At 55.1% G+C, this 24,904-nt stretch carries 24 protein-coding genes and 1 tRNA gene; 9 read left to right on the forward strand and 16 right to left on the reverse strand.

Annotated features, from left to right (window positions below):
- Positions 1–31: 31 nt before the first annotated feature.
- Together GAP13_RS00390 and GAP13_RS00395 are read right to left on the reverse strand one after the other, a co-directional pair.
- Entirely contained in the window at positions 32–1,201 is a 1,170-nt protein-coding gene (locus tag GAP13_RS00390) for a hypothetical protein (protein WP_158905063.1), read from the reverse strand.
- Positions 1,182–2,132: a DUF2156 domain-containing protein gene (locus GAP13_RS00395; RefSeq protein ID WP_158905065.1), complete on the reverse strand. Its 951-nt coding sequence runs from the start codon at positions 2,130–2,132 to the stop codon at positions 1,182–1,184. Before GAP13_RS00395 ends, GAP13_RS00390 begins: the two co-directional genes overlap by 20 nt.
- Before the next feature lie 143 nt (positions 2,133–2,275).
- Here GAP13_RS00395 and pepT point away from each other — a divergent pair, with 143 nt between their 5' ends.
- Positions 2,276–3,532, forward strand: coding sequence for a peptidase T (gene pepT / locus GAP13_RS00400; protein WP_158905067.1), 1,257 nt, complete (start codon positions 2,276–2,278; stop codon positions 3,530–3,532).
- Here pepT and GAP13_RS00405 read toward each other — a convergent pair.
- Positions 3,504–4,109 carry an NAD(P)H-dependent oxidoreductase gene (locus GAP13_RS00405; RefSeq protein WP_158905069.1) on the reverse strand — a complete coding sequence of 202 codons (606 nt, stop codon included), beginning with the start codon at positions 4,107–4,109 and terminating at the stop codon, positions 3,504–3,506. The two genes, pepT and GAP13_RS00405, sit on opposite strands and share 29 nt — an antisense overlap.
- Before the next feature lie 82 nt (positions 4,110–4,191).
- Here GAP13_RS00405 and GAP13_RS00410 point away from each other — a divergent pair, with 82 nt between their 5' ends.
- From GAP13_RS00410 to sufU, 6 genes are all read left to right on the forward strand, one after another.
- A complete protein-coding gene (locus GAP13_RS00410; protein ID WP_158905071.1) occupies positions 4,192–4,515 on the forward strand; it encodes a metal-sulfur cluster assembly factor in 324 nt (107 codons plus the stop codon).
- A gap of 96 nt (positions 4,516–4,611) precedes the next feature.
- On the forward strand, positions 4,612–5,400 hold the full coding sequence (sufC, locus tag GAP13_RS00415; RefSeq protein ID WP_158905073.1) for a Fe-S cluster assembly ATPase SufC: 789 nt from the start codon (positions 4,612–4,614) through the stop codon (positions 5,398–5,400).
- Positions 5,390–6,823 (forward strand): Fe-S cluster assembly protein SufB, encoded by a 1,434-nt coding sequence (gene sufB / locus GAP13_RS00420; RefSeq protein ID WP_158905075.1) that lies wholly within the window; start codon positions 5,390–5,392, stop codon positions 6,821–6,823. Before sufC ends, sufB begins: the two co-directional genes overlap by 11 nt.
- The gene (locus tag GAP13_RS00425; RefSeq protein WP_158905077.1) at positions 6,820–7,866 is read left to right on the forward strand and encodes a SufD family Fe-S cluster assembly protein; all 1,047 of its coding nucleotides are present in this window, start codon (positions 6,820–6,822) and stop codon (positions 7,864–7,866) included. The genes sufB and GAP13_RS00425 overlap by 4 nt, the downstream gene beginning before the upstream one ends.
- Complete coding sequence (locus tag GAP13_RS00430) at positions 7,863–9,113, forward strand: aminotransferase class V-fold PLP-dependent enzyme (protein ID WP_158905079.1); 1,251 nt, start codon at positions 7,863–7,865, stop codon at positions 9,111–9,113. The genes GAP13_RS00425 and GAP13_RS00430 overlap by 4 nt, the downstream gene beginning before the upstream one ends.
- Positions 9,110–9,565 carry a Fe-S cluster assembly sulfur transfer protein SufU gene (gene sufU / locus GAP13_RS00435; RefSeq protein WP_158905081.1) on the forward strand — a complete coding sequence of 152 codons (456 nt, stop codon included), beginning with the start codon at positions 9,110–9,112 and terminating at the stop codon, positions 9,563–9,565. Before GAP13_RS00430 ends, sufU begins: the two co-directional genes overlap by 4 nt.
- Here sufU and GAP13_RS00440 read toward each other — a convergent pair.
- The 11 genes from GAP13_RS00440 to kdd all read right to left on the reverse strand — a co-directional run bounded on the left by GAP13_RS00440 (position 9,562) and on the right by kdd (position 22,227).
- Entirely contained in the window at positions 9,562–10,230 is a 669-nt protein-coding gene (locus GAP13_RS00440; protein ID WP_158905083.1) for a 3-oxoacid CoA-transferase subunit B, read from the reverse strand. The genes sufU and GAP13_RS00440 overlap by 4 nt on opposite strands.
- A gap of 10 nt (positions 10,231–10,240) precedes the next feature.
- Positions 10,241–10,912: a CoA transferase subunit A gene (locus GAP13_RS00445; RefSeq protein WP_158905085.1), complete on the reverse strand. Its 672-nt coding sequence runs from the start codon at positions 10,910–10,912 to the stop codon at positions 10,241–10,243.
- A 3-nt stretch (positions 10,913–10,915) separates the two neighbouring features.
- On the reverse strand, positions 10,916–12,553 hold the full coding sequence (locus GAP13_RS00450) for a Na+/H+ antiporter NhaC family protein (protein ID WP_158905087.1): 1,638 nt from the start codon (positions 12,551–12,553) through the stop codon (positions 10,916–10,918).
- A 102-nt stretch (positions 12,554–12,655) separates the two neighbouring features.
- Complete coding sequence (gene kamE, locus GAP13_RS00455) at positions 12,656–13,396, reverse strand: lysine 5,6-aminomutase subunit beta (protein ID WP_158905089.1); 741 nt, start codon at positions 13,394–13,396, stop codon at positions 12,656–12,658.
- Between the two features lie 39 nt (positions 13,397–13,435).
- Entirely contained in the window at positions 13,436–14,995 is a 1,560-nt protein-coding gene (gene kamD, locus GAP13_RS00460) for a lysine 5,6-aminomutase subunit alpha (protein ID WP_158905091.1), read from the reverse strand.
- A 1-nt stretch (position 14,996) separates the two neighbouring features.
- A complete protein-coding gene (locus GAP13_RS00465) occupies positions 14,997–16,811 on the reverse strand; it encodes a MutS-related protein (protein ID WP_158905093.1) in 1,815 nt (604 codons plus the stop codon).
- A complete protein-coding gene (locus GAP13_RS00470) occupies positions 16,808–17,779 on the reverse strand; it encodes a hypothetical protein (RefSeq protein WP_158905095.1) in 972 nt (323 codons plus the stop codon). The genes GAP13_RS00465 and GAP13_RS00470 overlap by 4 nt, the downstream gene beginning before the upstream one ends.
- Before the next feature lie 5 nt (positions 17,780–17,784).
- Positions 17,785–19,047 (reverse strand): lysine 2,3-aminomutase, encoded by a 1,263-nt coding sequence (kamA, locus tag GAP13_RS00475; RefSeq protein WP_158905097.1) that lies wholly within the window; start codon positions 19,045–19,047, stop codon positions 17,785–17,787.
- Between the two features lie 2 nt (positions 19,048–19,049).
- Complete coding sequence (locus GAP13_RS00480) at positions 19,050–19,871, reverse strand: beta-keto acid cleavage family enzyme (protein WP_158905099.1); 822 nt, start codon at positions 19,869–19,871, stop codon at positions 19,050–19,052.
- A gap of 9 nt (positions 19,872–19,880) precedes the next feature.
- Positions 19,881–21,155, reverse strand: coding sequence for an aspartate aminotransferase family protein (locus GAP13_RS00485; RefSeq protein WP_158905101.1), 1,275 nt, complete (start codon positions 21,153–21,155; stop codon positions 19,881–19,883).
- A 31-nt stretch (positions 21,156–21,186) separates the two neighbouring features.
- Entirely contained in the window at positions 21,187–22,227 is a 1,041-nt protein-coding gene (kdd, locus tag GAP13_RS00490; RefSeq protein ID WP_158905103.1) for an L-erythro-3,5-diaminohexanoate dehydrogenase, read from the reverse strand.
- A gap of 421 nt (positions 22,228–22,648) precedes the next feature.
- Between kdd and GAP13_RS00495 the strand changes: the two genes are divergently transcribed.
- Both GAP13_RS00495 and GAP13_RS00500 read left to right on the forward strand, forming a co-directional pair.
- Positions 22,649–23,203: a hypothetical protein gene (locus GAP13_RS00495; protein ID WP_158905105.1), complete on the forward strand. Its 555-nt coding sequence runs from the start codon at positions 22,649–22,651 to the stop codon at positions 23,201–23,203.
- 127 nt (positions 23,204–23,330) lie between these two features.
- Positions 23,331–23,403 (forward strand) — tRNA-Thr (locus GAP13_RS00500).
- 119 nt (positions 23,404–23,522) lie between these two features.
- On the opposite strand, the gene GAP13_RS00505 is transcribed toward GAP13_RS00500, so the two are convergent.
- Positions 23,523–24,245, reverse strand: coding sequence for a sulfate/molybdate ABC transporter ATP-binding protein (locus GAP13_RS00505; RefSeq protein ID WP_158905107.1), 723 nt, complete (start codon positions 24,243–24,245; stop codon positions 23,523–23,525).
- On the reverse strand, positions 24,242–24,904 hold the full coding sequence (gene modB / locus GAP13_RS00510; protein WP_158905109.1) for a molybdate ABC transporter permease subunit: 663 nt from the start codon (positions 24,902–24,904) through the stop codon (positions 24,242–24,244). The genes GAP13_RS00505 and modB overlap by 4 nt, the downstream gene beginning before the upstream one ends.

Genomic DNA, 24,904 nt, shown 5'->3' on the forward strand with positions numbered 1-24,904 from the left:
CCAAGGCGCGCTGGCGGTGCTGTGCTCCCTGCTATTCGCGCCGAATTTCCCGCCATTCGCGCTGGACTTCTTTGACTGCTTGAACAAAAGCAGGATACTCTCCAAGCGATTTGAGCGGAGTGAGCTCGCGAGGCAATGAAACGGGCATGACGCGCGCCAGACGCATTTCGGCAAGCAGATTGTCGACATTATCAAGCGCGCATTCGCGTTTGGATGGATCGTTGCCGGGGATATGCCAGCCTGCGTCTGGTCCCTGGCCTTCGACATAGTAGCGCTCTTTCAATAAAAGTAGAGCCCGACGCAGCCAGTCAGCGCGGTACACGCGGATTCCTACATTGGTAAGGCTGGTTGGCGCTGCATTCGGCTTCGAGCCCGCCAGTTTTTCGTGCCAGAACCCGGCAGGCAGGCCATTTTCTTCAAGAAATACAGGATAGGCGGGCTTTTCGGTCATGGCAACGGGGATAATGACGCCAATTTCAATACCTTTCGCATCGAAGGCAGCAAAAGCGCGCAATGCAAGCTCGACTGTCAGGGGCGAATTGGCATCGCCGGCAAAATTCGTGACGACATACCGGGCATTCTGCCACAGGCTCATGCACTGCAGAGCAGCATCGCCATGGCCTGATACCTGGCCATCGGGCCCTTCTTTTTGAGTGAAAAAAGCAATCCGGGAGTGGGGCATCTCAAGGGGATTCAATACCTGCGCTTCAATTTCGCGCTCCCAGCCGCGCACGACAAGGATATGCTCTTTGATTGCGCGCACCGCTTCCACTGCATACGCGGCCATGGCAATGCGCCCTTCACCCTTTTCGCCATGAATAAAATCGGGCACCGGGAAAAGACCGCGCGGCGCATCGAGAGGGAAGGAGGCAGCGACCTCGCCTGCCGGCCATGCGCCTGGGTTTTCTCTTGCCTTGAGAAGTGAAGCTTTCCAGCGCGTGCCCGCGCCTGCCAAAAAGGTGATCGATAGAGCGCGGCCTGCAAAGGCACTGCGCAGCAGCTGAGCAGTCAGCTGAACAAATAAGGCGCGGCGCATTGATTCATCGACAGGGCTTTCGGGCATAGAAAATGCCTCGAACAATGGAGCTGCGTTTATGGCGTTAGCTGCGCTGGCGGCTCTTGCTGCATTTGGCGCGCCGGCTGTCCCGGCGGTCTTTGCAATGTCATGTGTATTCGCCATTTCAGTCATCTGAACACTCATGAACAGTCCCCGGCCCACATTCGGCAGGCGGCTCAAGCGGTTGCGGCGCAAAATCAGCACGATCAGGATGGAATACCATGTATTTCTTGACAAAACCGACAGGGCGGTAGGTCATTTTGGCCTGCCTGAGCCCCTCGTCTCCGAGATCCTGTTCGCGATTGATGTACCGGTAGTGTTTTGCCAGCGATTGCGCGAATGCCTGATTGATAAACTGATAAATACCTTTGAAGCGGTCGCAGGCCTTCTCGAAATGGATTGCGAACATCTTGCCTTTCGCGAGAGGCTCACCAAGGCACCAGCCGACCGGCTCATTCTCGATATAGTACACAGCGCCTCGAAGCCCTAGAACTTCAAAATGTTCCAAAGCATCGCGCGCCGCCGCATAGTCGCCATCGACACCCTTCGCAGTCCGCCATTCTTCCAATACAGCGAGCGCATCTTTGATCCGCGCTTTTGTGAACGCTCTTTGCTCGCAGGAATACGAACTCACAAAGCCATTTACCAGATTGCGCTTTTTATGGTATGCGCGCCCATTGAGCATTGCCAGATCTTCGCGGTTATAGAGATAATCAAAATTGTCCCTGTCCTCGAAAACAAGATAGCCGCGCGCTTCAAGCTCGATGCGGTGCTGATTTGCCTGCGTCTCGGACATGTGGCGCATGTAATCATACTGGTGCATCAGCTTGTCAAAAAGGTCCACAGAAGGGAAACAGCACGGTAAATAGAAGAAGGATTTCTCCCTGCGATGCCCGGAAATAACAAGATTCCCGTCGGGCAGGCGGGAAATTCGATAGTTATAGGTGTGGCGGAACAGATAGAGCCCGGCAAACGTAAACTCTGAAATGCCGTCAGGCAAGAGATTGAGATTAGGATATAAAGCCTCTCTTGCATCGAGCTCGAGGGGCGCGAACTCAGGATAAGTCGGAATCATTATATGAATATACTACCGAAGAGGGCACGACAAGACAAGAATACCCATAATCGCATGTTCGCCTGGTTTTTACCCAAGCTTCAGAACACTACCCCAGTTCCACCCTTGCGCGACCCCACTCATCGGTGCCATATTAGACTATCATGAACAGAACAATCGAATTTCTTTCCCGTCCTTATGCGGACGAAGTAATGAACCGCTTTGTCAGCTATGCGAAGATCGACACCCAGAGCAATCGCCACGCTGAAGAAACGCCGACCACAAAAGGCCAATGGGACCTCGCGCGCACACTCGAACGCGAGCTTCGCGAGATGGGTGTGCCCGATGTCGAACTTGACGATCGCTGTTATCTGATTGCCCGCCTGCCTGCAAGTCCCGGCAAAGAGCAAGCTCCCTGTATCGGGCTTATGGCGCACATGGATACCGCGAGCGATGTTTCGGGAAGCGGCGTCAAGCCTCGAATAATCCGTGATTATGATGGCAAAGCGGTACAACTTTCGGAGCAGTACATCCTTGATCCTGCCGAGTTCCCCGATCTTGCCGAGCATGTGGATGACACCATTATCGTGACCGACGGAAGCACCCTCCTTGGCGCAGACGACAAGGCAGGTGTCGCCGAGATCATGACGGCCATCGCCTGGCTCATCAAGCATCCGGAACTCGAGCATGGCCCCATCGACATCTACTTCACGCCAGACGAGGAAACCGGCAAGGGGATGGACCACTTCCCCCTTAAAAAAGCCAGGGCAGTCGCCTGTTATACCCTCGATGGCGGGAAAGCGCCCGAAATCGAAGCCGAATGCTTCAACGCCTATGCGGTAAAGGCCGAATTTTTCGGCAAAGTAATCCATATCGGCGCCGCGCGCGGCAAGCTCGCGAATGCGGTTGCTATGGCTGCAAGTTTTATCGGCATGCTGCCGCGCTCCGAAAGCCCCGAAGCCACCGACAGTTGGTATGGGTACTACTGCCCCATCGAGGTGTCAGGTACCATCGACCATGCGTGGACCGAAGTATACCTTCGCGATTTTTCCTCGGACCGCATGCAGGAGCGCATCGCGGCGCTCAAGGCATTTGCTGCTGCAGTCGAAGTCCAGTTCCCCGGTGGACAGGTAAAATTAGCCATCACCCAGCAATACCTCAACATGAAACAGAAGCTCGATGCCCAGCCCGCAGTGCTCGAAAAACTTGAGCGGGCGATCAAGACTGCTGGCTTCGAGCCGGTCATGAAACCCATCCGCGGAGGAACCGATGGCTCGCGCCTTACCGAGATGGGCATCCCCACGCCAAACCTCTTTACTGGCGGCTACAACTATCACAGCCGCTTCGAATGGGCTTCCGTGTCGGAGATGGCGCTCGCGGTCGAAACAATCATCAATCTTGTGCTGATCTGGGCTGAATAGCCAGCATGCTGTGAATGCTGTCCAGCCAGGCTTTGCGCTGGGCATAGGTACTGTGTCGGAGGTTCCAGAACACGTGGACATCCGCTTCAGTTACGCCGCAAAATGTAAGCACATTCTCTTTCCAGACCATAACGGGCGGCCAATCATTTAGTATGCCGCTTTCCGGCTCTCGCGCGTCCGTCGTGATGAATACATCGAATCGCTTTTGTGAGAACAGGCCCGGTGCATCAGCGTTTTTGAAATCCGCTTCCCTGAATCCATATGCGATGCCCGGCCGGAACACCCTGTCCAGAAATCCCTTCATAATAGCAGGCGGGCCTCCCCACCAATCCGGATAGACAAAAACAACCCGGTCAGCTGCCTGTATCCGCTCCTGATAGCGAAGCGTCGTCTCATCGAAACTGAACTTGCGGGGCAGCTCTTCCTGGGGCATCACCGGGTTGAAAGCATCGGCATAGAGGTCGATCAAGCCCACAGGATCGTACCCTTGCTGCCCAAGCGAGCGCACAATCTCGGCAGCTATCGCACTGTTGAAACTCTGTTTTTTGGGCTGAGCCAATATTACTAAAGCGTTCATTCCGTCTCCCTCAAAAATTTTTGCTAAATTCCTACTTGACAACTAGAATATATACACAAACTTGACTATATTAGTATAGTATATGGCAGAGAAAACAGAGAAATTTTTGGAAGCAGCGTTACTGGAAATGCTCAAGGCGGTGAAAGACCCCGAGCTGGGCTATTCCATTGTCGATTTGGGCTTGGTGTACCGTGCCGAACAGACAGAAGACGGGATTGAGGTCGACTTTACCCTGACCTATATCGGCTGCCCGCTTGAGGCTCAGCTGAGAAGGGACATTGAGCGGACCTTACAGAAAAAAACCGGCATTCGTCCGGTGCGCGCGCGGCTGGTTTGGAATCCACCATGGACGATAGATCGCGCAAGCGATGAAATCCGCTTGAACATGGGCTATGCGATCTGGTAGCAGCTGGGAACTGGTGCCGGGCGTGCGGCCATCGGCCATTGATAGCGGCCGCCCGGTTTTACCCAAGGTTGAGAACACTATGAGGAAGGAACCATTATGCAAGAAGGATTGATCATTCGCGGCCTTTCGGCAGGTCTCGAAAATAAGCGCATTATCGATGCGCTGCATCTTGAAGTGCCCGACGGAGAAGTGCACGCCCTCATGGGGCCAAACGGCCATGGCAAAAGTACCCTCGCCAACATTCTTATGGGCCACCCCGGCTATGCCGTCGAGGAAGGCGAAGTGCTCTTCGATGGCGAGAATCTCCTCGATCTGGAAGTGTGGGAACGAGCGCGAAAAGGCCTCTTTCTTGCCTTTCAGTACCCAGCAGAGATCCCCGGTGTCACCGTATCGAAATTCTTGAAACGCATCGCCGACTTGCGGCGAAACCCGCCCAGGAATACCTCGGTGTTTTTAAGCGAGCTCAAAGAAAACTTGCGCATGCTCGATATCGAGCCGGCCTTTGTGAACCGCTATCTCAACGATGGCTTTTCCGGCGGCGAGAAAAAGCGGATGGAGATTCTCCAGCTTTTGACAATCCAGCCTCGCTTTGCCATTTTCGACGAAACCGATTCGGGCCTGGATATCGATGCGCTCAAAGTTGTAGCAGCAGGCATCAACCATATGCGCGGGCCTGGCTTCTCCGCCCTCGTGATTACGCATTACCGGCGCCTTCTCGATCTCGTCAAACCAGACAAGGTACATATTCTGGAAAAAGGGCACATTGTAGCTTGCGGGGGCTTCGAGCTCGTCGAGCTTCTGGAGCGCGACGGGTATGACGGCATTCGCCGCATTGTCGCGAATCCGGCGAATCCGGAAGTCCGGGAGGCTGTGTATGAGCACTGAAAGTGCTGCCCTCCAGCCTGATACCTCAATCCGAGCCATAGGGGAAGGCTACGCCGAGCGCTTCGGTTTTTCGATGCCGAACCGCTCGATCGTCAAGACCAGCCAGGGCTTGACCGAAGAAACAGTCCGCGCAATCAGCAAAACCAAGGATGAACCTGAATGGATGCTGCGCTTCAGACTCCGAGCTCTGCACCTCTTCCAGACACTTCCGATGCCCACATGGGGAGCGAATCTCTCTCAGCTCGAATTCGGCTCAATGACCTATTACTCGAAGCCCACAGAGAGTGCAAAAGATTCCTGGGATGCGCTGCCTGCTGATATCAAATCGACCTACGAACGGCTTGGTGTGCCCGAAGCGGAGCGAAAATTTCTGGCAGGCGTGGGAGCGCAGTATGACTCCGAAATGGTCTATCACAATATTCGCGAAGACCTCAAGAAAAAAGGCATCCTCTTCTCCGATGTAGAAACGGCCGTACGCGAACACCCTGGCCTAGTCAAGCGCTTTTTCGGAACCGTCGTACCGCCCGATGACAACAAATTCGCTGCGCTCAACAGCGCGGTGTGGTCGGGTGGCTCCTTTGTCTATGTGCCGCCCGGCGTGCATGTCGACATACCCCTGCAGGCGTATTTCAGAGTCAACTCGCAGGCCTTCGGCCAGTTCGAGCGGACGCTGATCATCGCGGACGAAGGATCTTTTGTGCATTACATCGAAGGCTGCACGGCGCCTGTGTTCTCGAAGGACAGCCTACATTCGGCGGTGGTGGAAATTATTGCTCTGCCGAATTCGCGGATTCGCTACTCCACAGTACAGAACTGGTCGAGCAACATGTACAACCTTGTGACCAAGCGCGCGTTTGCCTACGACAACGCAATTATGGAGTGGGTGGATGGCAATATCGGTTCCAAAGTGACCATGAAGTATCCGGCCATTTTTCTCATGGGCCCGGGGGCCCGAGGCGAAGTGCTTTCGATTGCGTTTGCGGGCAAGGGTCAGGAGCAGGATACGGGAGCGAAAATCTTCCATTTTGCATCGAATACCTCAAGCGTCATCACCTCCAAATCCATTTCGAAAGACGGAGGGACAGCGAGCTATCGAGGCCTCGTCAAAGTCGAAGCAGGGCTCACGAACATCAAGTCCAAGGTAGAATGCGACGCGCTCATCCTTGATCCCCATTCCCGCTCCAACACCTATCCTACAATGGATATCCGGTCGGAACAGGCTACCATGGAGCATGAAGCCAAGGTATCCAAAATAAGTGAAGAACAGCTCTTCTATCTCATGAGCCGCGGCCTTTCCGAAGAAGAGGCCGCGATTATGATTGTAAACGGCTTTATCGATCCGCTTGTGAAAGAATTGCCGATGGAATACGCAGTCGAACTGAACCGTCTCATAGAGCTGGAAATGGAGGGATCTGTAGGATGAGCGGCACAATCTTGGACACACTGAAGGTCTCCAGGCGCGAGAAAGCAAACGACGCTGCGGCGCTCCTTTTCCCCGCGGACTCGAAAAGTTCCGGCTTGAAGCGCCTTGATATTGCGATTTCGAGCCCCGCTTCGGGAGCGCTGTCAGGCGCTCCACAAGAACCGAAAGAACCGGCAGAATACGAACAATACAGGGAAGCTTCCATCGCGCTGGGGGCGGGAGCGGAAGCGGCTGTCCTTGTGCGCTTTGTGGCTGCCGGTGCTGCATCTCAAGATCGCGCAGCAGACGAACCGGCACGCATGCAAGACGCCCGCTTGGCGCGCGCAGAAAACCCGGAAACTCCTGGCTCCCTGCGTCTCACTACGTCCCTGCATATTCGCCTTGCAGCCCATGCTCGACTCAACCTCTATGTGCTATCAAACCTGCCTGCTTCGTTTTCCCGCGAGGCGCTCAGCCACGCCGCGCTGAGCGAAGGCGCTGTGCTCACCTGGACGAACGTGGTGTTCGATGAAGGAAATGGCCTTTATACCACCCGAATCGAACTCGAAGGAGAAGGCAGCGAACTCGATTTTGCCGGTGCCTATGGGGCTCGTTGCACTACTGAGGGAGAACACGCGCTCTCGATTCACCACACAGCGCCGCACAGCAAAAGCCGCACTATTCTCAAATCGGCGCTGAAAGATTCGGCCCATCTTGCGTTCAGGGGCCTTATCCATGTAGAAAACACAGCCCGCGGCACAGACGCGTACCTTGCGAACCGAAACCTCGTACTGGAGGATGGAGCACGCGCGGAAAGCTTCCCACAGCTCAAAATCGAAACAGACGAGGTAGCCTGCAGCCATGGGGCCACCACAGGCGGGCCTCGCCAGGAAGAGCTCTTTTATCTCATGAGCCGAGGGCTGGACCGCGCAGCAGCAAAAAACATGCTGGTGCTGGGGCATCTGGGATCGGTGCTGAACAGGCTACCGCCCGACCTCGCCGAGGAAATGGAAGACATTGCGGCATCGGCGCTTGGCCTGAACGCGCAAGGAAGCTGCATATGAAAACGACCTTCTCTGCCCTGGCTGAGGGCGCCGATATCAGCATAAACGCTGCTGTGGCCCGCGAACTGAAAAAAGAATACCCAATCTTCAGAACACTCCCCAATCTTGTCTATCTCGACAATGCCGCGACCACCCAGAAACCCTTGTCGGTGCTCGATGCTGAGCGCGATTTTTACATGCAATCCTGTGCAAATGTGCATCGCGCAATCCATACCATAGGGGAAGAGGCGACTGCTCGCTACGAGAAAGCACGCTCCAGCATGGCGCGGTTCATCGGCGCTGCCCCCAAAGAGTTGATATTCACCCGCGGAACAACTGAGTCCATCAACCTCGTCGCGCGCACCTTTGGCGAGACGCTGCGCGAAGGCGACGAAATTATTCTCTCCGTGATGGAACACCATGCGAATATGGTGCCCTGGCAGCAACTTGCCGAGCGGCGGGGTGTCGTGCTCAAATTCATCCCCGTCACCGATCTTGGCGAGCTCGATCTTGCCGAATACGAAAAACTTGTCAGCCCGAGAACGCGCCTTGTGGCAGTGACCATGGTGTCGAATGTGCTGGGCACAATCAACCCGATCGACAGGATTGTAGCAACAGCGAGGTCAGCAGGGGTGCCGGTGCTCCTCGATGCAGCACAGGCAGCGCCATCCATGCCCCTCGATGTGAAGGCGCTTGGGGCGGATTTTGTGGCTTTTTCGGGGCACAAGATGTATGGGCCTTTTGGTATCGGCATTCTTTGGGGAAGCGAAACAATGCTCGACAGAATGCCGCCATTCCTCGGGGGAGGTGACATGATCTCAGAGGTCAGGCTGGAAGGTTTTTCGGTCAATGAGCTGCCGTATAAGTTCGAAGCGGGAACACCGCCCATCGCTCAGGCAATCGGGCTTGAAGCAGCGGCCGAGTGGCTTTCCAGCGTCGGACTTGAGGCCCTGGGCGAGTATGAGTCAGCCCTCGCGCGCCGCTTTCTGGATGCGATAAAAGACATTCCTGGGCTCAGGGTTATGGGCAGCGCTCGCCAGCGCGCAGGCATTGTCGCATTCACGCTCGAAAACGCGCATGCGCACGATGTGGCTGCCTATCTGGACAGGCGCGGGATTGCAGTTCGCGCAGGGCACCATTGTGCGCATCCTCTGGCACGCCGGTTCGGTGTTGTTTCTTCAGCCCGTGCAAGCTTTGGCGCCTATAATCTGCCCGAAGACGCCGATGCCGCAGCACGGGCTCTGGCCGATGCGCAGGAGGCACTATGAGCGACCCCTACCAGGCAATATACGAAGAAATTATCCACGAGCACTACAAAAAACCGAAATACCGCAGAATCCTCGAAGGACTGCCATATGCGGAAAACCCTTCATGCGGAGACCGCGTGCGCATCTCGATACAGGTGGGCGATGATGGACACATTGCCAGCGCAGCCTTTGATGGCTCAGGCTGTTCGATCTCCATGAGCTCCGCAGACATCCTTGCCGAGGATCTTATAGGGAAAACCCCGGAAGAAGCCCGAGCGCAGGTAGAGCGCTTCCTTGCGGTACTCCGTGGCGAGCTCGACGTCGATGAACTCGATGCCTATGGCGATGCTGCAGCATTCAAGGGCATCGCCCGCCTTCCGGTGCGCGTCAAATGCGCCGCCCTCGCCTGGAGAGCAGCGCTGGCCCAACTCGACGCAATCAAATCAAAAGGCAATAAGGCCGCAGCCAGCTAAGCCGGCTCCCATAAAAGGATGTCCTCTGCCAGCTCCACATCCGCTTCGGTATGCGCGATAATCCATTCGGCTGTCCATGGCGCGAACACTTCCTTCAGAATAAAAGAGTGGCCGCTTACCACAAAAAAGCCTAGATCCGTCACCACATAGTCCACTTCATGCGCCGCCGTGAGCGGCAGGCTGCATCGCCGTTTGAGCTTGCTCGCTCCCGATTTCTCGAAATGCGTCGTCGCTGCGATGACATGCCGGGAGCCAGCCACAAGATCCATAGCGCCGCCCATCCCTGGAACCATTTTGCCGGGAATCTTGTAGTTGGCCAGGTTGCCTTCCTGATCGACTTCGAGCACGCCGAGAACCGTATAATCGACATGCCCGCCTCGAATGATTCCGAAGCTTGTCGCTGAATCGAAAAAACAGCCGCCTGGCAGGATCGTCACGGCCTTTCCGCCTGCATTGGTCAGGTCCTTGTCTTCCCCGCCGGGAGCGGGTTCAGGCCCAAGGCCGATAAGCCCGTTCTCGGACTGGAGAATTACCGTTACCTCTTTCGGAATATAGTTCCCCACCAGGGTCGGAAGGCCAATCCCCAGGTTGACCACATCTCCCGTTTTGAAAAAACGCGCGATGCGCTGCGCAATAATCTCTTTGTTTTCGATGTATTCGGGCATTGCGGTCTCCTTACGCCGTCACCAGGTAATCAACAAAAATCGATGGCGTGTGCACATGGTCTGGATCGATTGTTCCGATTTCTACCAGCTCCTCAACTTCCGCAATCACGAGCGAACAGGCGGGCGCCATAATCGGGTTGAAATTTCGCGCAGTCTTTGCATAGACAAGGTTCCCTGCTCGGTCACCTTTTTTCGCTTTAATAATCGCGACATCGCCAGGAAGCGGAAGCTCGAGCAGGTACTTTCTGCTATTCACTTCGAAGACGTGCTTGCCTTGCTCGACTTCTGTGCCTGCGCCGGTAGGCGTCAGAATACCGCCAAGCCCGAACCCCGCTGCCCGTATGCGCTCTGCCAGCGTTCCCTGCGGAACAAGCTCGACTTCGATTTCGCCAGAGCTCATGAGTTTCTGGGTTTCCGCATTGGTGCCGATGTGAGATGTGATGACCTTCCTGACAAGGTGGTTGAGAATGAGAGGCGCCAGCCCTGTTGTCCTGCCCGTTTTCGGATCGTAGATAGCCGTATCATTGCACACAATTGTGAGTTCTCCAATGTGCGCCTCGCAGAGTGCAGCGATAATCGCGTCGGGCGAGCCACAGCCGAGAAAACCGCCAATATGCACTACAGAACCGGGCTGAATGAGCGCTGCCGCTTCGCGCGCGCTGATAACGGGTTTCGCAATCATGGCTCAGTCTTCCAGCTTGTATTTCTGCACGCCCCATACCTTGGGCAACACCGCAATGCCAACCGCAAACAGCACTGCCGTCACGAGGAGCGCCAGAATGGTGCTGTCAGTTATTCCAAGCGTGACTATGCCAAACGCCGCGCAAATGGCCACAAACACCGCATAGGGCATCTGCGTTGCCACATGCTCCAGGTGTGGGCAGTTCGCGCCCGTTGACGACAGGATTGTCGTATCGGAAATCGGCGAGCAATGGTCGCCAAAGACCGCCCCTCCCATTACCGACGCCGTCGAATATACCGTGATATTGATGAGAGCATTCCCGGAGAGCCCCATTTTCTCGCCCAGCGCGACCGCGATTGGCATTGCAATCGGGATCATGATCGCCATCGTACCCCAGCTCGTCCCCGTCGAGAATGAAATAACACAGGAAATCAAAAACACAATGAGCGGCAAAAGCCAGAGCGGGAAATTGCCGCCCCGCACCGCCTGGGCAAGATAGTTCGCAAGCCCCACGCCGCCATCTTCCGGGGATTTCTTGATGATAAAACCGATAGACCACGCAAGCGAGAGAATGACAATGGCAGGCACCATCGATTTGATGCCATCCACAATCGCTTCGGCACTCTGCGAAATATTGAGGAGACGCCGCAGCAAAAAATAGATATAGGAAAAGACAATCGCGAACATGATTGAATAAAAGAGCGCCTTCGACGCATCGGTATTGTTGAAAGCCTCTCCGAGGGACATCGAGGCCATCGCTTCACCCATGTTGTGAATATTTTCGCCATCGATCGAGCCCATCCATGTCGTGACCGGGAAGAACACAACCGCGCAGACAATGAGCAGCAGAAGCGGAATGAGAAAATCGAACCAGGTAGCGTTGGTGGTCGCCGCTTTCTGATCGAGCTTGCCTGCGACAATCCCGTACTTTTTCTCGTCAAAAAGCCCAAGGCCTTTTTCGGCTCTGGCTTCCGAGCGCGCCATGGGACCGAAATCGCGCCCTTTGAATGCGACAAATGCGACCATCAGGATAGCGAAAAGCGCGTAGAGATTGTTCGGTATGGTGCGGATGAAATAGGTGAATTCGCTGATACCCAGCTTGTCGAAACCTTCGGAGCCTTTGGTATAGCTCATCACAGTGATGACCCAGCTCGAAATCGGCGCGATAATGCACACCGGCGCGGCGGTGGAATCCAGAATATAGGCAAGTTTGGCGCGCGATATCTTCTTTTCGTCGGTGACCGGCCGCATGCAGGCGCCGATGGTAAGGCTGTTGAAGTAGTCATCGATAAAAATGATGATGCCGAAAATCCAGGTCAAGAGGAGTACACTGGTTTTGCTTTTTGCCTTCTTGCCCGCCCACGAGCCAAATGCGTAGGCCGCTCCTGTTTTATGCCACATGCCGACAAGCGCCCCCAGCAGCGCACAGAACAGAATAATACGGATGTTCCAGCCGTCCGCCAGCATTTCGGCGAGCAGATCGGTAAGTCGTACGAGCGCCTGCAGCGGGTTGCCGCCAGCAACCGTCATCGCCCCGGCAAAGATGCCCAAGAACAGGCTGACAATGACATCCTTTGTCCAGATGGCCAGCAGCACCGTCAGAACCGGTGGCAACAATGCCAGAATCCCGAAGTTTTCCATATGAAGCCTCCTATGTATGAAAATGCCGCACCTGTTTGCGGGTGCGGCACTGGATACCGAGTGTCATTCTTGAGCGCGATCGGAAAGAAAAGCGCTTTTTGCTCATTTCCGGCCCTCCTGGACCATTTTTTTTACGATGAATGTGGCGACATCCTCTGCGTACGTCCCATGGCCAAAACCCGCATCGAAGCCGATTTTGGCCGCAAGCTTGTTGGAAATACGCGGGCCGCCCGCAATGCAGATGAACCTCCCGCGCTCGCCCTTCGCTTCGAGAAGCTCGATAAATTCAGTCAAATTATGAACATGCGAATTTTTCTGAGTGACCACTTGCGACACGAGAATGGCGTCGGCATTGTGGGCTTCCGCGTAGTCGATGAGTGTTTCGTTCGGCACCTGGGCGCCGAGGTTGTGCGCCTCGATCATTTCGTAGCGCTCGAGGCCGTAATGATGGTTGTAGCCCTTCATATTCATGATTGCATCGATACCGACAGTGTGGGCGTCGAAGCCGGTGCAGGCGCCGACGACCACGACCTTTCTTCCAATATGAGCTCGAATGAATGCATTGATTTCGTCCATCGTCATGGGCTTTTCGGAATCGTCGCGATCGCCTTCCACTGTGTCCCAGTCGATGCCATGCTGCGTCGCCGCATAGACCACAAAGAAGGTAAACTCGTCCGACATGGGCGCCATATGGACCACTTCCGCTTCATGGAAGCCCCAGGCCAGCGCAATTCGCCGCGCTGCCTCGAGAGCCCGCGAACCAGCCGGAACCGGAAGGCTGAACGAAAGCTGGACTTTTCCATCGTCCATCGTGTCGCCGTAAGGTCTGATGATGTGCGCCATACTGACTTCCTCCTCTATGCCGGTATTCCGCCCCCGGCTTCACGCCAGCCCAAGCGAGCGCTCAAGCATCGATTCAACAGGGTTGAAATAGCCCTCACCTTTCTCCACAATGCCTTCGAAACCCTTCCCGCCCGTGCGTGAGCGTGAAATATCCGCAAACATGGCCTTCTCGATGCTCTCCATAAGGCCAATGCGCTCGACTTCTTCCATGAAGCCTAGCGTTCGGTCGAGCACCTCATGAGCGCGGCGCACAATGAGGCCATCAGGCCTGAACTCGATCTCGTCCATGATGGACTCGATGCCGTTCATCACGTAGAGCGCGGTCTCGACAGCGATGTGGCGGTCCATCATAAAGGGCGTATGGATTGCCTCGGTGAGCATGCCCAAAAGGTGGATGCCCTGCCCTGTCGCCTTGGACACGAAGTTGAACATGTTGTCCATGACGAGGCCCTTGAAGATGTCGCCGGACATGTGCTTGGTGGGCGGCATGTATTTGAGCGGGTGTTCCGGGAAGATTTCGCGCGCCATCTGCGCCTGCGCAAGCTCGTAGAGAATGCCGTTTTCGATTGAAGGATCCATCTCGAAGGCATGGCCGAGGCCCATCTGCCAGGGCTTGAGGCCTGCGGCGTAAGCAAAGCGCTCGTTCAGGAACTGCGAAGCGAGGACGGTATAGGCTTTTTCGAAGGCGTCGCTGGTGGTAAGGTAGTTGTCTTCGCCTGTGTTGATGATGATGCCCGAATACGCGTTGATCATGCGGCTAAAGCGCTGGTCGACAAAGGTGCGGTACATGTTGATGTCGCGGAAAAGGATGCCGTACATCGAGTCGTTGAGCATCATGTCGAGGCGCTCGAGAGCACCCATCGCCGCTATTTCAGGCATGCAGAGGCCCGATGCGTAGTTGGTCTGGTAGATGTAGCGCTGCTCGCGCTCCATGACCTCGTCGAGGGCCTGCCGCATGATGCGGAAGTTTTCCTGGGTTGCGTAGGTGCCGCCAAAGCCTTCGGTGGTCGGGCCGTAGGGTACGTAATCGAGAAGGCTCTGTGCCGTGGTGCGGATAACGGCGATGACATCGGCACCAGCGAGCGCGGCGGCTTGGGCTTGTTTGACATCTTCGTAGATGTTGCCGGTGGCGACGATGAGGTAGAGAAGGGGGCTGTGGCTGCGGCCTTTGAATTCTTCGAGTTTGGATTCGCGGTAGGCGCGGTTGGCGTCGATGCGGGAGAATTGCCGCCGCGCGAGCGCTGCTGCAAGCTCCTTGGCCTTCTGGCGGTCGCCCATGGGGAGGGTCGCGATATTGAAGCCTTCGGCGATGCGCCTGTCGAGCTCGCCCTGCTCAAGGCCAGTCTGCACAAGCGCATTCGCGTACCAGACCGCGGCCCCTTCGCTCATTTTGTCGCGCAGGGCGTCGACGACAAGGTTCGGGACGGGCGCTCCTTCTGTCGAAACGCCATCCGCTCCGAGGAGCCGCAGTGTCGCGCGTTCGACGGTGACGGTCGTGTGCGCATCGATAAAATCAAGCACTGGCGCGCAAATGTTTTTTGCCAGCTCGCGCGCACGGTCGATTTTCTCTTTTGGTAAATTGAGCTTGTTGGTGACCATATCATTCAGCTCCTCGTTCTTTCTGCTTGTCCTGAGCCGGCGGAGCCCGCCGCGTATCACTCTCAGCCAGCAACTCCTGGGCTCTGTCAACGAGATCCTTGTCGAGACCAAGAAGGCGCGCCACTGCCAGCGCATCGGATTTCGCATGTGCGCTCGCCTTGCCGGTTCGAATCACTTTGTATTGCATGAGCGAATTGATCTGCGCCAAAAGAGCATCCAGCGAGCGCTCGCTCTGCGCAGGTGTCGATTCGATTATGCTCCGAGCCCGCTCTGAATCGAGACCGGCCATGCGGTACGCAGTCCCTTTGCCCTCAGGCAGCGAGCACTCAATATGCGTTGCAAACAAGGCCACAGTTCCCGAAAGCGAAGCGAGCTGTTCGACAGCCGCCTGCATCAATGCTTGGGCTTCTTTTGCGCTCGTAGTATGAGCAAACTCGTCGAAGACAGCAAAACCCGGCTCATTTTTGGCAGCGTGTAAAACCTCGATCAATCTCCGAATTTCAAATCCATATGCCGAAAGCCCCCTACCCCGGCTTTCTCCGGCCGCGCCGATCACATCGATCCAGCCAAACACGACCGTTTCGAATGCCGCAGCCGGCACAAACATGCCGCACTGCGCAAGAAGCTGCAAGAACACCAGCGTCTGCAGGACGCAGGTTTTGCCGCCCATATTTGATCCGCTCAAGATACCGACCGGCGTATCCAGTTCGAAATCAAGCGGCATATACGCCACGCCGCGCTCGCGGCATTCCTCCTCAAGCGGAATGAAACGCGCGCCATGGCATTGAATGCAAGCCGTCCCGCGCGCACGCAGGCGGGGGCGCACCATACCCAATTCCTGTGCCAGCTTCCACTGCGCCAGAGAATAATCAAACCGCTTCACGGCCCTGCAATAGGATTGCAATGCGTCTTTTGCTGCAACAACGAGGGCCGAAAGGCGCACAATCGCTGCCTGCTCAAGCAGCTTCTCCTCATCCCGCGCCTTGCGTCGCGCTTCTTCAGCTTCAAGAAGTTCGGTATCCGGTACAAGCCGAATCATCATCGAACGCGAATCGTAGGGGTCAGCAGCCAGCAAAGGCCCTTGGCCAAGACGCCCTTTCCCCATCGCATCGAGCGCCTTATCCACAGGCAGGATGAGCATCTCTCTTCCTGCAAAATCGATGCCGTATGCTGTGCGGGCAGCCTCCTGGAGCTTTCTGCGCCTCTCGAGGGCTGTTTCGCTCAATCTGGCGATCCTCGCACGCACTGCTGCCAGAGCTGGCTCATGCCGTTCGGAAATCGAAAAGCTCTCGGCATCCGAGCCTCCTGCAGACAACACGTCAAGCAATTCCTGGGTACTGAAAAAAAAACCGAACCGTGTCCGCGCTTCATCATCGAGCAATTCGAAAATGCCTTTGTAATGGACGAGAAATTTCTTGACAAGGAAAAGCTCCATGAGGCCCCATGCATCGGCATTGGATGGGCTGCTTGCGGAAATCTTTTTTGCGGCGGAATTGCTCGCGGAAAAATTGGCCGCACCGGAGCTGCCGGGGGCACTATTTCCTGATGTGCCAGCCAGCGATTCAGGGATTCGCGTCAGCCTCGAAAGGTGCCAAAAGAGCTTGTCGCGGCGCGCGGAATGTTCGAGCGAATCCAGAGCCGCGCCTGCAGCTTCGATATCGTCATAGAATGATTCCAGCGCCTCAAAATCGGTGAAAAAACCGATTTCCGCCACTCTTTCCTTGCCATAGGGGCTCAGAGGCGCAAGGCGCGCAAAAAGTGAATCAGCTTGACTGAAGGACAGGACATGCGGCGGCACAGGCAGAGGTTTTTTCATACATCGCCCCTTTTGTATCGGGCTGAACGCCCGATGTCCGCTGCTTGCGCTTGTTGAGCAAAGCGCGAACCCTCTTCATGCTCGTATGGGTTCCAGCTGAGAATCGAATCGGCGACATCGTGCGGCAGATAGAACATGAATTCTTCCGGTTCGATATCTCTAAGCGCGACAACGAAACCGCGAAACGAAATTTCTTGCTGGATAAACAGTCTACCCCGCGCTGAAAGCGACGCGATTTCGTCCGGGCGGAGAAAAACGCGCGTGATGTCCTTGATGAGTATCGGAATGTCCCTTGCGCTTTTGTGCTTTTCGAGTGTGGCGCTCGAAAGAGCCCCTTCGAAAATCAGTGCTTCGCCTTCTCGTGCTCGGGACGCATCCCATTTAGGCAAATGGACAAGCTGATAAAAAGTAGCCATGCGTTTTGCAATCTGCTGGCAATCCGCCCGATCAGCGCGGACCGCGCAGTACAATTGCGGGTCAGGAAGCACTGATATCTGCGTTAGGCGATCCAGTGTCCCATCGATGATGACTGCATCGATCCCGCGCAGGTGCCGCGCCGCTTCGACGAGCGTTGCAAGCGCTTCGCTTCGGGCTGGCCCTGCTAGGATCGCGCTTCCAGACCTTTCTGCGCGAGCCAGCACTATCGGCCCCAGCGCACTGGAACCCACCGGACCTGCGATGAGCTCCGGCATGCAATCGAGAAACGGCAGCGCGTTGGCGGCGGTCGAGAACACTTCGCCCTTCTCTACTTCGAAGGTCGGCATTTCCAAGCTCGGCATTTTCAAGGCAGGCGCACCCGCAGGCTCCCGGCCTCCACCCTCGTACCCCGCAGAAATCAGCGCGCATTTCAAGCCTTTTTCGCGAAGCAGCGCAAGTATAGCCTTCGCCAGCATGGTCTTCCCGCTTGCTGCGGCAAAACCTGCAATAAAATTCACGCGTCCTGCAAAAAGCGCAGCATTAAGCGACATAGGCTTTAGCATTTCCCGCGCTTGAGATTTTTTGGCTCAAGCACCTTTTCCTCGCCGCTCAGCAGCTTTGCAACGCCGCAGGTTGGATTGAGCCAGGGCTCATCGTAGCAGATGCGGCATTGGCCGCAGTCCTCGTGGTATGTTTCGGGCTCCTCATAGGAGGTGATGACGCCTTCGTAATTGCGCAGGATGACCCGCTTTTCGTTCGATGTGATGAGGTAATCCGGCATGACTGGAATTTTGCCGCCGCCGCCCGGTGCATCGATGACAAAGGTCGGCACGGCCATTCCGGAGGTGTGGCCGCGCAGGTTTTCGATTATTTCGATGCCCTTGGATACGGTGGTCCGGAAGTGTGAAATCCCAAGTGACATATCGCATTGATAGATATAGTAAGGTTTTACGCGAATAACCAAAAGCTTTTGCACTAACTTTTTCATGAGCACCGGGCAGTCGTTGATATCGCGCAGAAGCACGCTCTGGTTGCCCAAGGGGATGCCGGCATCGGCGAGCTTTTCGCAGGCTTCCTTGGCTTCTTTTGTTAGTTCTTTTGGATGGTTGAAGTGGGTATTCACATAGATTGGGTGGTATTTCTTGAGCATGTTCACGAGTTCGTCGGTAACGCGCATGGGCATAACGACAGGCGTGCGCGTGCCGATACGGATAATTTCGACGGTAGGAATTGCCCGCACTTTTGCGATAATGCGCTCGAGCCGCTCGGTCGACATGACGAAGGGATCGCCTCCCGAAATAAGCACGTCGCGGATTATCGGGGTTTTTCTGATGTACTCGACTGCGGCATCGATGAGCTCTTCGGATTGATGAGCGTCTTCGTGGCCGACAAAGCGGCGGCGGGTGCAGTGGCGGCAGTTCATCGAACAGATATTGGTAGCCAAAAGCAGCACGCGATCGGGATAGCGATGCGTGAGCCCCGGCACTGGAGAGTCGACATCTTCGTGCAGAGGGTCGACCTGGTCGGAAGCGAGAAAGTGCGTTTCCTGGATGCGCGGAATTGCTTGCAGGCGCACCGGGCACACGGGATTCGCTGGATCGATCAGCGACGCATAGTAGGGCGTAATCGCCATGCGGAACACTTTGAGCACTTCGCTGATATCATGGCGCTCTTTGTCAGTAAGCGGGACAACCTGTGCCAGCGTATCAATATCGCGAATGTTGTGGGCCATTTGCCAGTGCCAGTCGTACCATTCTTTAGCAGTCACTTCTTTGTAGAGTGGGATCCGCCGCCAGTCGAACGAAGGGAATTCCTGCATGTTCATCTCCTGAGCTTGAGCATGGAGCGCACGTCATCGCTCGTTGCAATGCCGAACTGCGCTTCTTTTGCAATGCGCGCGGCACGCTCGACAAGCTCCGCGTTGGATGCGGCCAGCTGGCCTTTTGCGTAATACACATTGTCTTCGAAGCCGACTCGGATCCATCCGCCTGCAGCAATCGCTCCATATTGAGCAGGCAACGAGGCCCGGCCGATGCCCATCACAGTAAAAAACGAGCCTGAAGGAAGCGCGTGCTGGAAAGCAAGCAGGTTTTCAATCGAATATGGCACCGACCCGGGAACATTCAGCACAAAACCATAATGGAAGGGCGGCTCGACAAGCCCCTCATCGATAAGGATGCGAGAGGCATACACATGCCCCACATCGAAGCACTCGAGCGTCGGGCGGACTCTGGACTTCCTGAAAGCCTCGGCAAAGCGCCGCATGACCGGCAGCGGGTTCACAATGTAGTCGTTGCCGAAATTGACCGTACCGCAATCAAGGCTGGCCATCTCGGGTTCGAGCTCGACGAGAGGAGCAAGGCGCGCTTCGGGGCTGTCGCCAACTGCACCGCCTGTCGTGATTTCTATTACAATGTCGCATTTGCGTCGGATGAGCTCCATCGTTTTTTTAAAGATGCGCGGGCTCATGGTGGGGTTGCCCTTCCCATCCCGGACATGGAGGTGCAAAATCGCAGCACCAGCCCGCCAGGCATCGTATGCGGCGTCGGCGATTTCCTCGGGTGTGACGGGCAAGGCGGGATTCTGGGCCTTGGTTGTCTCTGCGCCGGTGCACGCGCACGTGATCACCATTTTTCTATCCATATGGTCTCCTCAGCTCCCTATCGGGAATCGCCTGGCGGTGAGCTCGAGCGCTTCTTCGATTGCGGCCAGCGCCTTTTCGAGATCAGCATCGGTATGCCGGTGAGCAATATACCAATGATGGTACGGCTGAATGAAAAGCCCGCGGCGTATGGTCTGGGTGTAAAAATATTCGCGCCGCGCGCGATAGGTTTTTTCTTTGTCGGCAGGGTGAGGGTTGAATGTCATATACGGCATGGGCGGAATGCCCGAAACCGTCACCGGCATGCCCGAGCGCTCAGCGATTTCGCGAAGCCGCGCCAGAAATTGTGTGCCGCGCTTCCAGAGCGAATCGGGCACTTTTTCTCGTTCGAGAATATCGAGGCACTTCATGGCCGCGACCATTTCAAGGCTGTTTGGGAAAAAGGTCGATGACACAAACACTTTCTTTTCGGCGACCTGCATTACCTCGCGCTTTCCGACAACCGCACTGATTGCATAGCCGTTGGCGAGCGCTTTGCCAAAGGTGCCAAGGTCTGGCGTCACGCCATAGCGCTCCTGCGCACCACCCATCGAAACCCTGAACCCTGTGCGGACTTCGTCAAAGATCAGCACCGCGCCATAGGCATGCACAAGTTCTTTTACTGCTTCGAGATAGCCTGGAGGCGGGGCCATAACCGGCTTTGCATTCGGATGCCCTACAGGGGTGATGATCACTCCGGCTACCTCGCCTTTGTGGGCAGCTAGCTTTTCTTCGAGATCGTCGAGCTTTCCGTATTCGAATTCGATGGTGAGGCTCGAAATTTCCTCGGGCACGCCGCCCTGCACCTCGACGCACCAGTCGTGCCAGCCATGATAGCCACAGCGAAGAATATACTTGCGGTCCGTATATCCGCGCGCAATACGAACCGCAAGGCTCGTTGCATCGGAGCCGGTTTTGACAAGAATTGCCTGCTCGGCGCAGGGAATCAGCGACACAAGCCTGCGTTCGAGTTCATTCTGGATAGGCTGGACCAGCGAAAAGCAAAAGCCTTTTTCGAGCTGGGCCTGCACCGCTTGAGTAATCTCGGGCTCGTTGTACCCGAGAATTATCGGCCCGTAGGCGCACAGCATGTCGATATAGTCATTGCCATCCACATCGATAATGTGGCCGGCATATCCGCGCTCAAGAAAAATCGGGTACTCTCCCTCGACAAAGTTGTATGGCCTGCGGATGCCCATTATGCCGCCCGGGCAAATTTCCTTTGCCTCGGTATACATCTGCATCGATCTGTCGAGCTTGAGCCTGGGATATTCTTTTGCTGCCATTCTGGCCTCCTTTCGGGATATGCAAGCTCTTTTATTTTACATATTGCGATTCAAAGAATGCTCTGAGCTTGGGATTCTCGCGCAGCTCCCACAGCGTGATTTCTGCGTGGTCCTTGGTATAGCCATTGCCGATAATCATGAGCACATCCTTTCCGACACCTTCCGCGCCAAGGGCTGCTCTTGTAAAGCTCGTTGCCATCGAGAAAAAGTACACTATGCCCCCGTCGCGAACAGGAAGAATCGCCGCCATCTCCGTGCCCTGGATATTCACACAGCTGATCGCAATATCGAATTCGTGCCCCTTGTTTGCAGAGAGTACCTGGGTCAGAAATTCGACAGGCTTTGTTGCGTCGGCAACGACGATTTCGTGAGCAAGCCCCATATCCTGGATATATGTCCGCGAGCGCTCGGAATGGATATTCGCTACGACTCGCCCTGTGGGGCCGACGCGCTTCATCGCTTCGTAGCAGCATAAAAGGCCCGATTTCCCGCCTGCCCCAAGCACCAGAACTTTGTCGCCCGGCTTTACAAGCTTTGCCGTCTGTGCGGGCGCGCCTGCCACATCGAGCGCCGCGAGCGCAAGCCGCTCATCCATATCATCGGGAAGCTTTGCGTAAATTCCTGATTCAAAAAGAATTGCCTGCCCTTCAATCTCGACGCGGTCGATATCCTTGTGCACGGCCAGAATGCGGTCGATTTTGAGCGGTGTAAGCGATAGCGAGACGAGGCTTGCAATCTTGTCGCCTGGCTTGAGGTCGCGGCTTGCGAGTGCTGGCCCGATTTTCGCCACGCGCCCGATAAACATGCCACCTGAGCCCGTAACAGGGTTCTGCTGTTTCCCGCGCGTACTGACAATATTCATGATAATTGCCTTGATTTTTTCCTCGTCGCCAGCGGCTTCATTTTCGATTTGCGTGAAACTTGCAGAGTCGATATTGAGTGCGATAACATCAACCAGAATCTCATTATCGAATAACTTCGACATGTCATTGTCGAGCTTCTGCGCAGTCTGCGGCATTGCGCCTGCCGGTTCAATTACGCGATGTGTTCCATATTTGTCACCCATTGGCATACGTTATTTCCTCCCTGCTTATATTCCCACGGGTTTCCCGAATCGTCAATGCTGAATTTGATAAGTATATATATGTAAATATTTTATGAATATTTATGCGAAGCTGGCTCCGGGATAAAAACAAGCTGCCTGCATCGATCCTCGCAGAGCGCCAGCTAGGCAGCCTGCTTGGGATATGTTCGCGCTCGGAAAAACGCGAGCCCCAGCGCGCTTTTTGGATATTTTCGGGAAAATGAGATTCAAATTGTAACCTTACCCGCCTTGCGCTATATTGTAGTATGAACAAGAAAAAGATGCCAATTTTCTGGATGAACAGGTTTTGGTACACGCGATTTTATTCTTACGAGTGTAAAAATACAGGTTTACAAAATCGCTCTGATGCCTTATATTTATGCATGATGATTTAGAAAAAGGCAGGAGAATGCTTTCATCATTCAATTTTAAAGAGTACGAAACTGTCACCGCAAACAGCAATGCGTTCAAAGGAGTTGAAATCGATCTGATGATCGAGATCCTCAAGGACTGGAAACAGTCTCCCGGGGATCCCTATACCCTCCTTGAGCTGCGCGATGGCAAAACGCTGGTTGCATTCGCGCTCATCCATCGCGTCTCGGGGCGCAATTTCACCTTTGACATACGATTTATCGTACTTGATCAAGACTATCGCTCAAGCTCGGCAATCCAGCATCTTTTCGATATGATCGATGCTGAACTTCTCAAGAAAATCCCTTTTGCAGTCATACGCGTAGAAATTTCTTCGGTAAAAAGAGACAGCCTGGGAGAGCAAGCCCTCGAGAATGCAGGCTATAGCCTTATCGGTCACATTCCGACGTATTATGGGGAAAATGACGATTTTTATTTCTATATAAAAGCGATATTCCGCAATCCCCCTAATTTCATAAAAATATCGAAGCCATTCGAAGACCAGGCAGCTTCCGCTGCGCCTCTTGAAGAAATTCACACATTGGAAGAGTAATATGCTCGTAGGTGCAATAGAAGGCGACGGTACAGGCATGGAAGCCGCATCTGCAAGCGGCCGCGTTTAAAAGGCCGGCCTTGATTTCAGACTCTTCTTTCTGCTATAGTACGCGCGGTAATTTCGAGCCGAGATAGCTCATTTGGCAGAGCGGCGCACTCGTAATGCGCAGGTACCGGGTTCGATTCCCGGTCTCGGCTTTTTTTTCGGCGAAAGCTCGGCAACTCCACGGCATCCCTGACATGAATGTGTATGATTTGTTACAGCACTGTGGCGGGTGCTGCTTTCTTGATATCATCAACAATGGCGCTTTGTACTGTCATTGCGTGACTGTAAGCCCCTTTCTTGTCTCGTCACCCGGAGATTCGAGTCGGCCATCTCTGATGCGGATCGTCCTCGAACAGAACCGCTTCACTTCCTCGACGTTGTGAGAGACGAAGATGACAGGGCACCCATAGGAGAGCAGCGTTTTTTTGAGTTCGTCGCCGATGGCATCCTTGAGCTCAGTATCCAGGGCGGAAAACGGTTCATCCAGCAGGATGGCCTCCGGTTGGAAAGCAAAGAGTCGAGCCAAGGCAACCCGCTGCTGCTGGCCTCCCGAGATCTGTCGGGGATATCGAGAAGCTAACTGCTCTATGTGGAGCATCTCCATGTACTTTCTGGAATATCGCTCGGCACGATGCTTCCACTCTCGGTATGATTCTCCCTTTTGCCGTCCAACACCGCTGGCCACATTCTTGATGACGCTCATGTGGGGAAAGAGGGCATAGGATTGGAACAGATAGCCTACCTTCCTTTCCCGGGAAGGAAGATCGATTTCTCGCCCGCTGTCGAACAAGGCCCGGCCGTTCAACCGGACATGTCCCTTGTCGGGGTGGATGATTCCCGCGATGCACCTGAGGCTCATGCTCTTGCCACTGCCTGAAGGGCCGAGCAACCCTAGTATCTCTCCTTGCGCCACGCAAAACGAGACATCAAGTTCGAAAGGCTTGTGGGAATCGGAAGGAGCCACCTTCAGATACAGGGATACGTCCAGGCTCATCCTTTTCTCCTGCTGTCGAAGTGTGTAGTCAGCGCGAGCGATACGCAGGAAATGGCCACGATGATTCCCACCCAGATCCATGCCGTCTGCATGTCGCCTCCCGCAGTCGCAAAGTAGATGGCCATTGGTATAGTCTGCGTCTTGCCCGGAATATTGCCGGCGATCATCAAGGTGGCTCCGAACTCCCCCAGACTACGGGAGAAGCTTAAGGCCAGCCCTGCGATGAGCCCGGGCCAAGCTTCCGGCACCATGACATGTACAAACAGCTTCCATTCGGACATACCCAATGTCCTTCCAGCCCAAAGAAGTTCTTGGTCGATCTGTCTGAAAGCCCCCAGCGCGGAGCGGTACATCAAGGGAAACGAGACCACCGTTGCTGCAATAATGCTGGCTTTCCAGGAAAAGAGGATCCCCCGTTGTCCTATCTTGGCCAGCAGAATGCCGAAAGGACCGTTCTTGCCGAACAGAACCAACAGGAAGAACCCGAGGACCGTCGGAGGAAGAACCAGCGGCAAGGTGAGGATCGTATCCACGATGGTCGCCTTCCTCCCCTGCATGGTATAGCAGAGTCTGGCCACGACCGTACCGAGGACGAAGACGATCGCGCTCGAAAGTGTGGCGGCTCTGAGAGAGATATACAGGGGAGAAAGGTCAAACAT

The organism is Rectinema subterraneum, assembly GCA_009768935.1.
Lineage (GTDB): Bacteria > Spirochaetota > Spirochaetia > Treponematales > Rectinemataceae > Rectinema > Rectinema subterraneum.

Excerpts from the sequence above, each read along its gene's own strand:
- GAP13_RS00480 (WP_158905099.1), bottom strand. The coding sequence starts at position 19,871 with ATGGATAGAAAAATGGTGATCACGTGCGCGTGCACCGGCGCAGAGACA.
- GAP13_RS00495 (WP_158905105.1), top strand. The coding sequence starts at position 22,649 with ATGCTTTCATCATTCAATTTTAAAGAGTACGAAACTGTCACCGCAAAC.
- kdd (WP_158905103.1), bottom strand. The coding sequence starts at position 22,227 with ATGCCAATGGGTGACAAATATGGAACACATCGCGTAATTGAACCGGCA.
- GAP13_RS00390 (WP_158905063.1), bottom strand. The coding sequence starts at position 1,201 with ATGAGTGTTCAGATGACTGAAATGGCGAATACACATGACATTGCAAAG.
- GAP13_RS00445 (WP_158905085.1), bottom strand. The coding sequence starts at position 10,912 with ATGATTGCGAAACCCGTTATCAGCGCGCGCGAAGCGGCAGCGCTCATT.
- GAP13_RS00440 (WP_158905083.1), bottom strand. The coding sequence starts at position 10,230 with ATGCCCGAATACATCGAAAACAAAGAGATTATTGCGCAGCGCATCGCG.
- GAP13_RS00425 (WP_158905077.1), top strand. The coding sequence starts at position 6,820 with ATGAGCGGCACAATCTTGGACACACTGAAGGTCTCCAGGCGCGAGAAA.
- GAP13_RS00465 (WP_158905093.1), bottom strand. The coding sequence starts at position 16,811 with ATGAAAAAACCTCTGCCTGTGCCGCCGCATGTCCTGTCCTTCAGTCAA.
- sufB (WP_158905075.1), top strand. The coding sequence starts at position 5,390 with ATGAGCACTGAAAGTGCTGCCCTCCAGCCTGATACCTCAATCCGAGCC.
- GAP13_RS00450 (WP_158905087.1), bottom strand. The coding sequence starts at position 12,553 with ATGGAAAACTTCGGGATTCTGGCATTGTTGCCACCGGTTCTGACGGTG.
- sufU (WP_158905081.1), top strand. The coding sequence starts at position 9,110 with ATGAGCGACCCCTACCAGGCAATATACGAAGAAATTATCCACGAGCAC.
- GAP13_RS00430 (WP_158905079.1), top strand. The coding sequence starts at position 7,863 with ATGAAAACGACCTTCTCTGCCCTGGCTGAGGGCGCCGATATCAGCATA.
- pepT (WP_158905067.1), top strand. The coding sequence starts at position 2,276 with ATGAACAGAACAATCGAATTTCTTTCCCGTCCTTATGCGGACGAAGTA.
- GAP13_RS00505 (WP_158905107.1), bottom strand. The coding sequence starts at position 24,245 with ATGAGCCTGGACGTATCCCTGTATCTGAAGGTGGCTCCTTCCGATTCC.
- GAP13_RS00470 (WP_158905095.1), bottom strand. The coding sequence starts at position 17,779 with ATGTCGCTTAATGCTGCGCTTTTTGCAGGACGCGTGAATTTTATTGCA.
- sufC (WP_158905073.1), top strand. The coding sequence starts at position 4,612 with ATGCAAGAAGGATTGATCATTCGCGGCCTTTCGGCAGGTCTCGAAAAT.
- kamA (WP_158905097.1), bottom strand. The coding sequence starts at position 19,047 with ATGCAGGAATTCCCTTCGTTCGACTGGCGGCGGATCCCACTCTACAAA.
- modB (WP_158905109.1), bottom strand. The coding sequence starts at position 24,904 with ATGTTTGACCTTTCTCCCCTGTATATCTCTCTCAGAGCCGCCACACTT.
- kamD (WP_158905091.1), bottom strand. The coding sequence starts at position 14,995 with ATGGTCACCAACAAGCTCAATTTACCAAAAGAGAAAATCGACCGTGCG.
- GAP13_RS00405 (WP_158905069.1), bottom strand. The coding sequence starts at position 4,109 with ATGAACGCTTTAGTAATATTGGCTCAGCCCAAAAAACAGAGTTTCAAC.
- GAP13_RS00485 (WP_158905101.1), bottom strand. The coding sequence starts at position 21,155 with ATGGCAGCAAAAGAATATCCCAGGCTCAAGCTCGACAGATCGATGCAG.
- kamE (WP_158905089.1), bottom strand. The coding sequence starts at position 13,396 with ATGGCGCACATCATCAGACCTTACGGCGACACGATGGACGATGGAAAA.
- GAP13_RS00395 (WP_158905065.1), bottom strand. The coding sequence starts at position 2,132 with ATGATTCCGACTTATCCTGAGTTCGCGCCCCTCGAGCTCGATGCAAGA.
- GAP13_RS00410 (WP_158905071.1), top strand. The coding sequence starts at position 4,192 with ATGGCAGAGAAAACAGAGAAATTTTTGGAAGCAGCGTTACTGGAAATG.